This is a genomic window from Gemella haemolysans, assembly GCF_901873445.1.
Taxonomy (GTDB): domain Bacteria; phylum Bacillota; class Bacilli; order Staphylococcales; family Gemellaceae; genus Gemella; species Gemella haemolysans_C.
This window is the reverse complement of record NZ_CABFLN010000034.1, coordinates 1-14,311: the sequence shown is the minus strand read 5'-3', so window position 1 is coordinate 14,311 and position 14,311 is coordinate 1. Positions and strand designations below refer to the sequence as shown.

The following is a 14,311-nucleotide window of genomic DNA, read 5'->3' as shown; positions in this document are numbered from 1 at the left end:
CTGATATATATTATTAATATATACTTCTTTAGAACTGTTTTGATACTGTTCTAATTTTTCAAAAAAAGTTAATTTCACTTATTTTCTCCTTAAGAATTTATTCATTTACTAGTATATCATATATCTACTTATTTTTCAGTTGATATAATAATTTCCAGCAAAAATAACTTAAAACAAAAACTCGAATCCAGATTATCCCAGACTCGAGTTTTATTATTATTTAGTTTACATATTCAAAGGTAAGAGACATAGATACATTCTTTCTATCATAATTATCTCAGCACCTTTTGACCTTCTCTACTTAATATTAAAGTTTTTCAGTACAATACTAAATGTAGTTAAATTATGCAGTAACGCTAGTAAGTTAGATGGCAATACGTTTATTAGCCCTAGGAATATTAGTGAACTATTAATCGATACCGTACTTTTAACGTTATTACTCATCTGCGCACGTAGTGTTTTTGAAACATCCGATAATAGTAATAATGAGTTAAGTGAATCTGATTTTAGAACGACATCACTAATTTGTTTCGAAAGATCGGCACTTTCGCTCATAACGATACTTACATCACTTTCTGATAGTGCTGCTGAATCGTTTAGACCGTCACCTATCATAAGTACGCGACGCCCTTTTTCTTTTTCACTCTTAATGTACTCAAATTTTGTAACTGGAGTCATACTTGTATATACTTCATCGAAAGTTACATCATTTAAGATTTTCTTCGTTCTTACTTCGTTATCCCCTGTTAATAAGACAACTTTTTTACCGTTATTTCTAAGTTCAGTTAATACCTCATTCGCTTCATCTCTTAGTGGTATATCTACACAGAAGATCGAAATTAGTTGTCCTTTATACCCTAAGAATAATAAGTTATACTGTTCTTGTTTTTCAGCAATTATTTGTTTTTGTTCGTCTGTAACAACTACATTTTCATCTTTTAGTAATTGTCTACTTCCGATAACAACTTTTTCTCCATCAATATGAGAAACTATACCTTTTGATGCGATGTGATATAATTCTGTGTGCATTTCTTCATGCTCAATTCCATCTTCTTCAGCCTTACTCACAACAGCACTAGCAATCGGATGATAGATATGTTCTTCTAAGCACGCTCCGATTTTTAATACTTCTTCATAAGAATATCCATAAAATGGTAGTACTTCTTGAATATATGGTTTAGATACCGTTATTGTTCCTGTTTTATCAAAAACAAATGTATCGATATCCTCATATTTATCAAGAGTTACGGAGTTTTTAACTACTATCTTCTTATCGATTAAGTTTTTAATTGTAGTTAGATACGCCACCGGTGTTGATAATTTCAATGCGCATGAATAATCAACTAACAGGAATGAAATTGCTTTAGCAAATGATCTAGTAAATAAATACGTAAGTCCCATCGCTAAGAAATTGTATTTTACAATGCTATCAGCTAATTTTATATATTTGTAGTGGTATGTGTCTTCTCTACTTTCAGAATCTTTCATCAATTGGATAAGATGATGAATACGACCATTAACCTGTGGATTTTCGACTTTAATCTTAACTTCACCGTTAACAACTATCGTATTAGAATAAACTTTATCTCCGATATTTTTGACAATTGGGAAACTTTCTCCTGTTAGCGAACTTTCATCAACACTAGCACCCTCGGTCATCACGATACCATCGAATAGAATTTCATTTCCTTCTGAAACTAGAATTACATCATCTTTTCTAACTTCTGAACAAGTTACTTTTCTATTACCTTCTTCTTCAACAAGCCATACTTCTTTATCCATAGAAGTTAAACTTTGTTCGAGAACTTTTACAGATTTTTTCTCAGACCAATTATTAAGTGACTCTCCTAGTTCTAAAATAAACATAATAGAACTTGCTGTATCTCTCGCACCTGTCGCTAATGATACAAGAATTGCCGCAGAATCAAGTGTTTCCATAGTAACTTGCTTGCGTGCTAGTAGTTTTAATGTGTCTTTCAAATATACCGAAGCTTTCCACCATGTATGAATCGCTCTTAATGGAAGTGGTACGAATAATTTCGACATTGCACGCCAAAACATAGCATCCATTATTATCGAATAAGGACTTTCCTCAGCTTTAGCTACTGGATTCTCATAACAATTTTTTACTTTTTCTTTATCAACTAGTTTAAAGAATTCTTGTAAACAACTGCTACTTCCTTCTTTAAAAATAACAACAAAAGTGTACTCATCTTGATAAAAGTCCACTTTTTTTATGTTTTCGATTTTGGCTGCTCGTTTTTTAAAATATACTTTCACATCTGGTGTTAAGCAAAAATCAGCTCTAACCCTAGCTCTGACACTTGATAGATGTAGTATTTTAAAATCCATCTTATTTTGCCTCTAATTCTTGAAGATTGCTTTCTCTTTTTTCTTTTTCGTATAAGTCTTTAGCATCTGCCACTATATCATCAGCATGTTGCTTGATGTTTGAAACAGTTCCTTCTACTCCATCTTTTGCTTTATATAATTTTGATAAAACAACTGAGTAACCTTTCTTAGCATCTTTACTTGCTAAAAGTTTAAGACCGAAAGTCCCGAATGCTACTCCTCCTGCAAATACCCCTGGTGTTTTAAGCGCTGCTTTAGCAACTTTTAACGCTTTAATTGACATATTCAATTCCTCCTTATAAATACATTATTATAATTCAATTATACCACTTTACTAATTATATGTAAATCTAAAGATATCAAGCTTTCATCTGTCATTTTTAATATTTTATCAATGTTTTGACTCTGAAACATTTTTACTTTTCCTTAAACTTGTATAGTCAAAAATTCAATGTTTTATTTTCTTACTGATAATTTTACAACCCTTGTCCTTACAGTATTTAGATAGATATTTATTTTTTTCTTTAGAAAAATTAACTCTAAAATTATATATTTTCTAATATTCCCTCACGCAACTTAACTCACCATGGTAATTTTTCTTCTCTATACTGTAGTAAACATAGTTGTTTATCAATGTGCAACATATAATTATTATTTATATTTTCTATCTTTTTTCAACATTAGAAATTCAGTTCTCTCACTACATATTTGTGTTAAAAATGTTTTTAATCAATCGATAGACTATTTATGTTATAATAACTATGTTAAAGAATGAGGATAATTCGACAAAATCGGTTTCTCCAAAATCACGATTTTCGAACCACCCTCTTTAAGATTAGAAAAATAGACTATACCTATAATAAGGAGAAACTTATGATTTATATTATTGGACTTGGACCGAATGATAGTTCAAACATTAAAGAAAATATTAAAAAACTTTTATTAAATAACACGAATGCTATGGTCATAGCACGTACTAAGGAACATCCTGCGATTTCTTTCTTAGAAGAAAACAACATCAAATTTGAAACTTGCGATAGATTTTATACAGAAAGTGAAAATTTCGAGAATACTTATAACGGTATTGCAAATTATGTTCTTGAACTTTCTGAAAATAGCGATGTAATGTATCTTGTTCCTGGGCACCCGATGGTTGCAGAGCTAACTACTCAACTTCTAATAAACAGTGATGAAAACGTAAAAATCGTTGGTGGCGAGAGCTTTTTAGATTCATGCTTCAATGCAGCACAATTCGATCCCGTAGAAGGATTTTCTCTTGTAGATGCTACTGCATTAGAAACTCTAAGACAGGTTAACCCCCTACAACATCTGCTTATAACACAATGTTATGACGATTTAACTGCGGCTAATGTATCAGATGAGCTTATGTCTTTCTATCCTTACGACCATGAAGTTAAAGTTATCGAGCAAGCTGGTGCTGAAGACGAAAAAATTTATACTGCACCTCTACACGAACTCTCAGCTGCAGTTGGTGAAGACGTAAATAACCTACGTGCTTTATACATTGCACCATTAAAAGATGGTCTTAGCTTTAATATTAAAGATTACACTAAAGATTTCGATGAAAATGATGACACTACAGAAACTGATTTAGTAGAAAAATTAGAGAGACTTGTCGCAGGTCTTAAAGCTAACCTTGATAGAGAAGAAGACTATACAAGTGATAATTCGAAACTGCTAGCTGAAATTATCAATACATCACTTGACTTTACAATCGCTAGCGATAACTACTACGAACTTAATGACATTCTTTCTGAAATGAAAGCAGATAGACAAAAATAATTTTATAATAAGGACATTAATATGGATAAGGTATTAGCTTTTAGCAAAAAATTATTAAAAGAAGTTATAGATAAAAACTCAATCGTCGTTGATGCTACTGCTGGAAATGGGAATGATACACTGTTTCTGGCAAAAACTTCAGCGAAAAAAGTTTATGCATTCGACATTCAACAATTGGCAATAGAAAATACAACAAACCTTATTAAAGAAGCAGAACTAACTGATAAATGTGAGATTGTTCTTGATTCTCATTTTGAATTCGATAAATATATAGATGAGAAAGTTCGTGCTGTTGTCTTTAATCTAGGATATCTACCAAATGCTGATCACGAGATTACAACACTAGCTGAGACTACACTTGCGACTATTAAGAAATTTTTATTACATCTAGAAATCGGTGGCAGAATCGTCATTGTTGTCTACTGGGGACATGAAAATGGTAAGGTAGAGAAAGAAGCATTGTTAAATGAACTCCAAAACCTTGACCAAAAAGAAGCCGAAGTGCTAATTTATCAATTTATAAATCAGAAAAACAATGCACCATTTATTATTGCGATTGAAAAAAGAAAGGAAATTTCATGCGAGAAATAGAAATAGAATTTAAAAACTTACTGACAAAAGAACAATATGATGCATTATATGAAAAATACAACCTAAGTAATTCTGAAGAAATAATTAACAAAAATTTCTACTATGATGATGCAGATGAAAGTTTCAAGAAAATCGGAGCTGCACTAAGAATTCGATATACTAACAAAAAAACAGAGATTACTCTAAAAATAAAAGGTGAAACTCAAAACGTTGAAATAAACGTACCACTTGATGAAAGACATCCGAAAGAACCAACGGTACTACCAATTTTACCAAACGAAATTATTTCCGAGCTAGAGCGAATGAACGTAAAAATTAAAACTCCGATGCTAATTCAAAAAATAGAAACTTTAAGACATGAAATAACTTTAGAAGAAGGATTACTAGTTCTTGATAAAACAACATTTATCAACGATATTGTCGATTATGAACTAGAATTCGAAACTAAAGATTACGGATCAGGACTAGCTGCATTTGAGAAACTATTAGAAGAAAATAATATAGATAAAAATCCAGCAAAACCAAAAATAGCAAGAGCTGTTGAATATTCAAAACGTTAACCTAAATAACTATTAAAACAACCTCCCTTATGCGATTTACTTAAAATAATAGGTTTTATGTAATTTCATACAGGAGGTTTTTATTATAACTTATTATGGGTGTGAGGGGGCACTTACACCCTAATCTCAAAATGGAAATTTTTACTGTTTTTTCCATTTTGGATTACTTTTCCAAGCCCAAAATGGAATTTCTCCTGTTTTTTTCCATTTTAAATTGATTTTATAACCTCAAAATGGAAATTTCGACCCTTTTTTCCATTTTGAATTTATTTTATGACCTCAAAATGGAAATTTTGCCTGTTTTTTCCATTTTGAATAACAAAAAAATCTAGGAAACTATGAATCACTTTTGATTCACTTCCCAGATTTTTTATTTTTTGTATATACAACAATACTAAACAAATTGTTGGTTGGAGTTTTTTTATATGCAGTCGACGACAAATTGTACTCTTTCTCCAAAAAAACTCTAGTCTTCTTTAAACTTAACACCGTTATTTTTTAATTTTTGGATAACTGTAGCTCCTATTCCACCTAGTTTTTTCAGCTCTTTTTCCGTATAAGATTCGAGTATTTCTTTATTATATAATTCAGCATCGATAAACTTGTTTAATTGTCTTTCCATACCAGAAAAAACAGGATCTTTTTTCATCATTTCCTTAGAAATGTTCCAACGTCCTTCCACTATCAGAATTACTCTGTTTTCTAATTCTTCTTTATAGAATTTCTCTAACAATTCATAATGGTATTTACTAGTTAGGTAATCTTTAGCTATATTAGCTGCAAAATGCATTTCAAAAGCTTCTGTTTTTTGCAAATCCTTTTCATCTTGCAGAGTTCCCTCTATAAAGCTTTCAACTTTTTCAAAACCACCTTTAAAGATAATACCAGTATATTTATTAAGTTCTTTAAGCTTCGTCATATAATAGTGAGCTTCATCGAATTTATCTTGATTTATACTAAAGATGCTTAATAGTAATAATGTAGGTTCTGATTCTAAATAATCGAAACGTTTAATATGATCTCTCATCAAATCATCTCTATTTAGACGAACATAAACATGCGTCAATTCGTCTGTAACCTCAGAAAAATCTGAAGGACTAGCTTCTAACAAAAGCCTATATAATTTCGCAGCTTCTTCGTACATACCTGCTTTAACATAATACCCCGCAAGAGCATCCGCTAATATCATCTCTTCAGTATCTTCATCACTTTCTGAATATAAAATATCCTCTCCAAGCTCAATAGCCATCTCTATACCACTGTGATTTTCCTCATGCAGTTCTCGTAAGGCATTAACCTTGTCAAAAACACTCATATCACTGTCATCAATCGCATCAACAATATCACCAAGAGGTCCATCTATATCATAGCCATCTTCCACCATATTATAAATATGCTCAAAAACCTCGATAGCATCTTCTCTATTAGAAAAATGTTCTCCCTCAGTTTTTAAAAACTCTTTAAGCAATAATTCAAATTGTTTGTCACGTTTTACCATAAGTCATCCTCCATTAGCTCCATCTGGATATCAAACTCACTATCATCAGCAAACATTACACCATTCATATGCAAGTTTCTGATTGTTCCCTTACCTAAACCTTTTATTTTCAAAAACTCAGCCTTAGTAATCTCTAAGAAATCTTCTTTTGTTAATAAAAAGTTCGCATGCATAATTTTTAATTCTGTATCTCGAATAGCCATAAATGATCTATCTCGTTTCATATCAGTAACTGTTATTTCCTTACGATTCGCATATTTATCCAAATCATCTCCAATAACATATTCACTTTCTCTTATATGCATTAAGAAATCAAAATAGTACTCCTTACTTAAGAAATAATCGAATTTCATAACAGTATTAAGAGCTTCTAAATACCTACAATCATCGTCCGTACTAAACTTGATTAACTTAGGATTAGTTATTCTATCTAAAACATCAGAAATATATTTATTAACTTTAATCAATTTGTTGAAAAATGCAACAGCCTCTTTCTCTTCTCCCTGCATCAAATGGTAAAAAACTTTTGATAATAAAATGACCTCATCATCATTTTTACCATGTTTATTCGCAAGTTTATAGTAACGATTAATCTCTGTAAAATCATTTAATATAAGACTTGCTACTACAAAATTGTGATACATCGGCATCATAACTTCATTATCCATATCTAAAATGAAATAAAACGGCTTATAAGCATTCTGAACCTTATTGTATAACTTATTACCTAAATAAAATTCTGCAAGATGATGACAGACTCTCAGATATAGATAATTAATCGGGAATAGCTTACCATCAACAAAGCCTTCTTCAAAATTGTAAGCTTCATCTCTTAGTCGTATTAATCTTAATTCTGTTTCATATTCCGTACAATCTTTACTAACTATTTCCCAGGCCCTAGCATCCACATTATACTTAGATAAATCTATAGCCTTTTTTACATTAAATGCATATTTAGGATCTTCAAAATTCTCGATAAATTCCGAAAAAAGTTTCATCGATTCATTAAAATCAGACTCAATCTTTTTAGAAGAGAACTGTATTTCACCATAACCTTGATTGAGATTAAAATCTCTATACTTACTGCTTCTTATTCCTGCATATCCTTTTCTATCAACAGAAAATTTTATAATTTTTTTATTATTCATGCCTGTTCCCTCCTTTGATATTTTAAGTAATTCTATAAAATTTACAGCGATTCTAATCGTCGTCTTTTGTAAGAAAATCTTTATAAAATCGACTACCTCTTCATCCCCATTCTACATCAAAATGCAATATAATACAAACATAACAGTTAAAAAACACCTAAAAATAAAATACTAAAAAACTTTAAATATATGACTATCTCTGATTTTTAGTAAAAAAGGGAGCAACTCTAATGTCGCCGTTACAAAATTCGATATAGAATGCGAAATCTACATGAGAGCACTTGATATAGAAAAACAAAGATTAAATTTATTTAGAATGGAAATGCTAGGAGCAAAAATTCACGCAGCCCAAGAAGGAGAAAAAACTCTAAAAGAAGCTGTTGATGCTCTCCTTCTATTAACTAGAACTGCAGGAATTATCACAGCAATCGAAAGTCCACACGCTCTTGCAGAAGTAATCAGACGTGCTCCAAAACTAGATAAAGATAAAGTAATTATCGTTAACGTATCTGGACGTAGAGACAAAGATGAGAGCGACTCAAAAATCGTGATTTCGTAGAAACAAGATTTTGTCGAATCACCTCCGCACAGTTTATTAGATATCTAAAAAGTTTTCCTAAAGCGAATTTAGATATCAATAAATCACTGCGTCTATGAGTTGTCATATACATTTTGTTAAAATTTAGGTCTTTTGGGTCAACCCCTCAGAAAATAGAAATAAATAATATAAATAAAGAAATATTTAATACTATCACTTAAGATACATTTAAACATTTCTTTTATTACTAAAAATTAATTTCCATATCATTGTTAACAACACAGAAAAATATAGAAAACAAACACAATATAAATTATTTAGAATCTAATATACAAGTTTTATCAATTTTTATAATCTCACAAAAATTATAAATGATATTTGCGACTACCCTATTATTTTATAAATCGTAATAATTAAACCAAATACTACTCCACTAATTAAAATAATATTTGTAATTAAGTCTTCATTCTTTTCTTTATTCTCTTTATTTTCTTGCAAATTATTTCTCCTTTTCTAAATTCTATAGTAATTTTATTTTTACAAACTTCTATTTTAAAAAGTATACTACAAAAAACACCAATAACAAAATAGAAACAAATAATACTAAAACATCGCATACTAGCTTTTCTAATATGCGATGTTATTTTTATTATTTTTTAAATTTCTTATGTAATTCTGTATAGAATAATAGTCCTATTAATGTTAAGGCTATTCCTCCCACAGCTAATGATGTTTGTGAAATTAGAGTACTTACTAAAGTATACACCCCACCAAGAATTGCTATTATCGGAACAATTGGATATAGAGGTACTCTATATGGTCTTTCTAATTTTGGTTCTTTTTTACGTAATATAATTACCGCAAGGAATGTTGCCGTATAGAAGAACCACATTACAAATACTAATAAGTCAGTTAACATATCAAAACTACCTGTTAACATCATTAAGAATGCTATTACTAAAAGTAATAATCCTGCATTCACTGGCACAGCGCCTTTGTTTAACTTCGTCCATACATTTTTAAATGGAATCTGTTCACTTTTCGCCATTGCATAAGGTACTCTAATTCCAGCCATTGAGAATCCGTTAATTGCTCCATATACACTGATTAATATTCCAATAGTGATAATTTTACCACCAATACCACCGAACAACTTCGCAGCTACTTCACTTGCTACAGTTTGATTACCTGCAACATGATCTAACGGTAAAGTCAAAAGATAAGCTACATTTATAAGTACATATACTGCCATAACAACAGCAAGTCCTAAGAAGATTGCTCTTGGCAAATCTTTTTTAGGATTTTTCATCTCTCCTGCGATACTTCCTACATTTGTCCACCCTTCGTATGCGAACATCGCAGCAAGTAATGCTCCACCTAGTCCACTAGCAAATGAAGTATCTTTCCCCGCTTCAATAGGTAATAATTGTAACGGTTGTGAATCACTTTGGAATAATCCAAATCCAATAATCACTATTAATGGAATCAATTTACAAATAGTAGCTACTGTTTGAATTACCCCACCAATTTTCCCACCTAAAAAGTTTAAAAACATTAATGATGCCGCTGCTGCAAAGGCTATAGGTAAGTGCCACGCTTTATCTAAATTTAATAAATTTAAAACTTGTGTAGAGAAAATAACAGCAAGAGCCGCTATCATCGCAGGGAAATAAATTACCGACTGCGCCCATCCTAGTAAGAACGCTGCAGTTTTCCCATAAGTTCTTTCTATCCAAACGACCATCCCTCCTACTTCAGGAATAGATGCCGCAAGCTCTGCAACGGTAAGTCCTGCACAAATTGTAATAATTCCAGCAAGAACCCAAGCAAGTAGCCCTAAACTCATCGTCCCAGTTGTCTTATAAATTACTGCTGCCTTAAAGAATACCCCTGCCCCGATTACTGAGCCTATAACTGTCATAAAAGCCGGCATGAAACCTATCGTTCTTTTCAACTCATTCATAAGAATAACCTCCTTATTTTATAATTTTCCATTTTTATATTATACCTTTTTATTAGATAAAAAGAAAAAAGAAAAGACTCAAAATTTGAATTTTTTGAATCTTTTCTTCAGTATATTCTCCTACTTCCCAAATAATAATTTGAAGAAGTTTAATTTTTGACCATATCTTAATGTTGCTAGTCTATATACTCTAACACTTGCAAATGCCACAAGTAATGTAGTTACAGCTAATATACCATAAGATAATCCTAATTCTTGAATAGAAACATGGCTTATTGCATAACGTGTAAACATTACAAAGTATGATGTGAATGGAACATATGATAAAATCTCTGCAATTTTAGTATCTCCACTTGAACCCATAATATAGTAATTCGCAAAGAATGCACCCATAAATGTTAACATCGGTAAAGTTATCGCTCCGTTGACATCTTCAATTTTACTAACTAATGAAGCGAATGCCGCATACATGAACATAAACATTACAAAGCCAGTTAAAGCAAACAGTAATCCGACACCAAGGACTTTCAAGTCTATGTTTTCTATAATATGTTTAATATTATCGCTATATCTAGAACCATTAATTTTTAGACCTGCAAATAAACCACCTATGATTAATCCCATTTGAATAAGTACTGCAACTGATAAAGCTAGTACTTTTCCTAAAATTAACGTTCTAGGATTTACAGTGACTACTAATAGTTCCATAGCTCTATTACTTTTTTCTTTAACAACATTTGTTGCAACTACACTACCAAATTGAACTACCGTCATATAGACAATGAATGTAAGAGCATAAACTACTACAACATTTACTACTTGTGTCTGAATATCAGAATCTCCACTTACGTTCACAGGTACAGGTTGAGGAAGATGTGCTTTTACGTTAGTTACTTTATCATAATCTAAACCATTTTGTTTATAGACTAATTTTTCTACATTCTTTCCAAAAGCTTCTTTGAATTCACTGCTACCTTTACTAAAGATAGATTGTCTAGATAAATATTCATAACTGTCTTTAGTTAAGACGATACCTTCATCTAATTTTTTATCTTTAATGTCTTTTTCTAAATCCTCTTTACTATCATATTTTTTAGCTTCTTTTAGATCTTCTAATTTAATATTTGCATCTTTTACAACATATGCACTACGATTGAAATTATCATTGCTATCACCTTTGAAAAGATTACTGTTCGCAATTGATGGTACAAATGTTATACCTATAGCGATAACGAAGTATATTGCCATAATAACTTTTGTCGCTTTCTTTGCGAAAAATTGTTTTAACTCAAAATTAAATACTGTACTAAAATTCTTCATAACTACTTACCTACCTGTTCTTTGAAAATCTCTTCTAACGTTGGTTTATAAAGTTTAAATTCTTCTATATTAAAGCTGCTCCCTGCAAGTTTTGCTAATAGTTCTTTTTTAGATCCCTCTTCTTTAAAATCCAGAAGTACTCCCTCTGGTACTAATGAGTATTCGATACCTAATGGTATAGATCTTAGATTAGCGAGCAACTCTTCTTTTCCTAAATTACTAACACTCAAGATCATTTTTCCATGTCCTAGTTGTTTTTTAATATAATCTAGATTTCCACTTAAAGTAATTTCCCCTTTTTCTAGTATATTAATGTCTTCACAGAATGTTTCTACAACTGGCATTTGGTGAGATGAGAAAATAACTAGTTTATCTTTTTTGATAAAGTCTGTAATTATTTCTTTTAACTTCGATACGTTCACCGGATCAAGTCCACTGAATGGTTCGTCAAAAACAAGAATATCTGGGTCATTCATAACACTTTGAATAATTTGAATTTTTTGTGCATTACCTTTAGATAATGTTTTTAGTGCTTGTTTATTATCTTCTAATTCGAAGTACTCTAACCATTTTTTCGCTTCTGTTTGTGCTGCTTTCTTCTTCATTCCTTTTAACATTCCGAAGTACGTAAGCTGATCTACTAGTCCAACACCATCGTACATTCCACGTTCTTCTGGTAAATATCCAATTTTTACCTTACTGTGATCTAGAGGTTTTCCGTCTAATAAAATCTCACCTTTATCTGGCTTGAATATATCTAACAAAATTCTAAAACTTGTAGTTTTACCACTACCATTTCGTCCTAAATATCCGTTAGCTACCCCACTTTTCGCTGTGAAGCTAACTCCCTTAAGAACTTTTTTATTACCAAAACTCTTCTCTACATTTTTAAATTCTAAAATCATAGCTCTTACCTCATTTCCTAACTTATTAAAAGTTATATCCCTTTTTTATTCGTCATTATTTTTTATTTCTTTTGTTAACTTGAAATATTTCGGTAAAAACATTCCAAGTCCACCTATACAGTAACCAAATATACCACCTATTAATCCACCTATTAACATGGCTAACACATCAGGTATTCCACTATTAATTACCCATTTAATATTAGTAAAATACAATACCCCTACTATGCTTATTAAAATAAATAAAACTATATATCTTAACAATCTATATTTAACAATTTCTAATTCCGTCTCGGTATCAGTATATATCGGATAAGAACTCGAAGTCCCTTCAGCTAGCCTAAACAAATTATAAAATTGAAACTTATGAAGCTTCCAACCAGTTGCTTTATAATACTCTTCTATCTCTGGTGTAAAGTTTTTATCAAAGATAAACTTATATTGCTTATCACTAGTCTCTGAAACTTTCTTCATTCTGATTGCCACTATAGCCTCTTTATCGTATTCATATCCCCTAGCAGCAAGGTAATTCATTTTATCCGCTACTTTGTCATAACTTATAAATACCGGAACATATTTATACTTCATAAATTCAATCCTTTCTTCTCTTTAAAAATAAATATTTTATAAAGAATGCTATATTTACACCACCTAGTCCTAAAGCAAAACCAAAAGACATTCCTGAAATAAAGTCAATTACTACAAATGGCATTAAAAATTTATTTATTATATGCGTCACCAAAGCTATAAGAAAACACCCTAACATGATTTTCGCATTAAATCTTATTCTATATAGCCACATGTATTCTTCACTCAAATTATCTGTATATAGTGTAATTGCCGTAGGTTCACCACGTAATATTTGCCAGAAAAAACTATTTCTAACTACTCTCCAACCGTTAAACTTATAGAAATCTTCACGTTCAGAATCGAACTTTTTATCATATACCAATTCGTATTTATAGTTAATTTTTTCTCCTTTTTCTAATAAAATGAAGAATCCTAGAAACTTTTTAAAATGCCAACCCTTAGCGCTATATCTTTCTAACTTTCTCATGAGTCTTTTATTTGTTAAAGCGAATGTATGTGTCACCTTATATTTACTCATCACTTCCACCACCTATAAACTTCTTAGCTACATCCAGTAAAAACTGTCGAAGTTTTAAATTTTTCTCCAAAACTTCCATACCTTTTGGAGTAATATGATATTCTTTTTTCGAATTGTCGATTTCCTTATCTTCTATCCAGCCAACAGAAACCATTTTTCCTAAAGTCGTATACATTGTCGCAGGGCCGATAATAATATTATTATCTGTGATTTCTGCCACCTTTTGCATTATCAAGTATCCATGAATAGGTTCTGTCAAAACTAGAAGTGTAAAAAATATACTATCCGTTAATTCACCCGTTTCATAAGGGCTTAACTTTGCCATTTTATCCCTCCTAACTTAATTAGAGATAATTTTTATTTATATCAATCATCGATATATCTATCTTTGATATAATTATATATCTATCATTGATATAAGTCAATAGATTTTTTATTATTTTCATAAAAAATATTGGATAAAAATATCCTTCTTATTTATAACCTATATTATTTATTACAGATATTTTAAAAATAGACTTATAA

14 protein-coding genes are annotated in these 14,311 nt (G+C 30.7%); 4 read left to right on the top strand and 10 right to left on the bottom strand.

Going from position 1 to position 14,311, the window contains the following annotated elements:
- Positions 1-297 precede the first annotated feature (297 nt).
- Together JX287_RS05305 and JX287_RS05300 are read right to left on the bottom strand one after the other, a co-directional pair.
- The gene (locus JX287_RS05305; RefSeq protein WP_204643260.1) at positions 298-2,352 is read right to left on the bottom strand and encodes a heavy metal translocating P-type ATPase; all 2,055 of its coding nucleotides are present in this window, start codon (positions 2,350-2,352) and stop codon (positions 298-300) included.
- A gap of 1 nt (position 2,353) precedes the next feature.
- Complete coding sequence (locus tag JX287_RS05300; protein ID WP_204643251.1) at positions 2,354-2,635, bottom strand: DUF6110 family protein; 282 nt, start codon at positions 2,633-2,635, stop codon at positions 2,354-2,356.
- 590 nt (positions 2,636-3,225) lie between these two features.
- Between JX287_RS05300 and JX287_RS05295 the strand changes: the two genes are divergently transcribed.
- The 3 genes from JX287_RS05295 to JX287_RS05285 are packed head-to-tail and all read left to right on the top strand — an operon-like array spanning position 3,226 to position 5,306.
- The gene (locus JX287_RS05295) at positions 3,226-4,155 is read left to right on the top strand and encodes an SAM-dependent methyltransferase (RefSeq protein WP_204643249.1); all 930 of its coding nucleotides are present in this window, start codon (positions 3,226-3,228) and stop codon (positions 4,153-4,155) included.
- A 21-nt stretch (positions 4,156-4,176) separates the two neighbouring features.
- The gene (locus JX287_RS05290; protein ID WP_204643247.1) at positions 4,177-4,746 is read left to right on the top strand and encodes a tRNA (mnm(5)s(2)U34)-methyltransferase; all 570 of its coding nucleotides are present in this window, start codon (positions 4,177-4,179) and stop codon (positions 4,744-4,746) included.
- The gene (locus tag JX287_RS05285) at positions 4,734-5,306 is read left to right on the top strand and encodes a CYTH domain-containing protein (protein WP_204643245.1); all 573 of its coding nucleotides are present in this window, start codon (positions 4,734-4,736) and stop codon (positions 5,304-5,306) included. The genes JX287_RS05290 and JX287_RS05285 overlap by 13 nt, the downstream gene beginning before the upstream one ends.
- Positions 5,307-5,772: 466 nt before the next feature.
- On the opposite strand, the gene JX287_RS05280 is transcribed toward JX287_RS05285, so the two are convergent.
- Positions 5,773-6,804, bottom strand: coding sequence for a hypothetical protein (locus JX287_RS05280; protein ID WP_204643243.1), 1,032 nt, complete (start codon positions 6,802-6,804; stop codon positions 5,773-5,775).
- Positions 6,798-7,952, bottom strand: coding sequence for a hypothetical protein (locus JX287_RS05275; protein ID WP_204643241.1), 1,155 nt, complete (start codon positions 7,950-7,952; stop codon positions 6,798-6,800). Before JX287_RS05275 ends, JX287_RS05280 begins: the two co-directional genes overlap by 7 nt.
- A gap of 271 nt (positions 7,953-8,223) precedes the next feature.
- Here JX287_RS05275 and JX287_RS05270 point away from each other — a divergent pair, with 271 nt between their 5' ends.
- Positions 8,224-8,511 carry a hypothetical protein gene (locus JX287_RS05270; RefSeq protein WP_275576620.1) on the top strand — a complete coding sequence of 96 codons (288 nt, stop codon included), beginning with the start codon at positions 8,224-8,226 and terminating at the stop codon, positions 8,509-8,511.
- A 628-nt stretch (positions 8,512-9,139) separates the two neighbouring features.
- Here the strand turns inward: JX287_RS05270 and JX287_RS05265 are convergent.
- The 6 genes from JX287_RS05265 to JX287_RS05240 all read right to left on the bottom strand — a co-directional run bounded on the left by JX287_RS05265 (position 9,140) and on the right by JX287_RS05240 (position 14,111).
- Complete coding sequence (locus tag JX287_RS05265) at positions 9,140-10,453, bottom strand: APC family permease (protein WP_204643239.1); 1,314 nt, start codon at positions 10,451-10,453, stop codon at positions 9,140-9,142.
- Positions 10,454-10,573: 120 nt separating this feature from the next.
- On the bottom strand, positions 10,574-11,773 hold the full coding sequence (locus JX287_RS05260) for an ABC transporter permease (RefSeq protein WP_204643237.1): 1,200 nt from the start codon (positions 11,771-11,773) through the stop codon (positions 10,574-10,576).
- A gap of 2 nt (positions 11,774-11,775) precedes the next feature.
- Positions 11,776-12,678, bottom strand: coding sequence for an ABC transporter ATP-binding protein (locus JX287_RS05255; protein WP_204643235.1), 903 nt, complete (start codon positions 12,676-12,678; stop codon positions 11,776-11,778).
- 45 nt (positions 12,679-12,723) lie between these two features.
- Positions 12,724-13,266: a hypothetical protein gene (locus JX287_RS05250; RefSeq protein ID WP_204643227.1), complete on the bottom strand. Its 543-nt coding sequence runs from the start codon at positions 13,264-13,266 to the stop codon at positions 12,724-12,726.
- Between the two features lie 4 nt (positions 13,267-13,270).
- The gene (locus tag JX287_RS05245; protein WP_204643225.1) at positions 13,271-13,786 is read right to left on the bottom strand and encodes a DUF2812 domain-containing protein; all 516 of its coding nucleotides are present in this window, start codon (positions 13,784-13,786) and stop codon (positions 13,271-13,273) included.
- Positions 13,779-14,111, bottom strand: a complete 333-nt coding sequence (locus JX287_RS05240) for a PadR family transcriptional regulator (protein ID WP_003144244.1) — start codon at positions 14,109-14,111, stop codon at positions 13,779-13,781. Before JX287_RS05240 ends, JX287_RS05245 begins: the two co-directional genes overlap by 8 nt.
- Positions 14,112-14,311 lie beyond the last annotated feature (200 nt).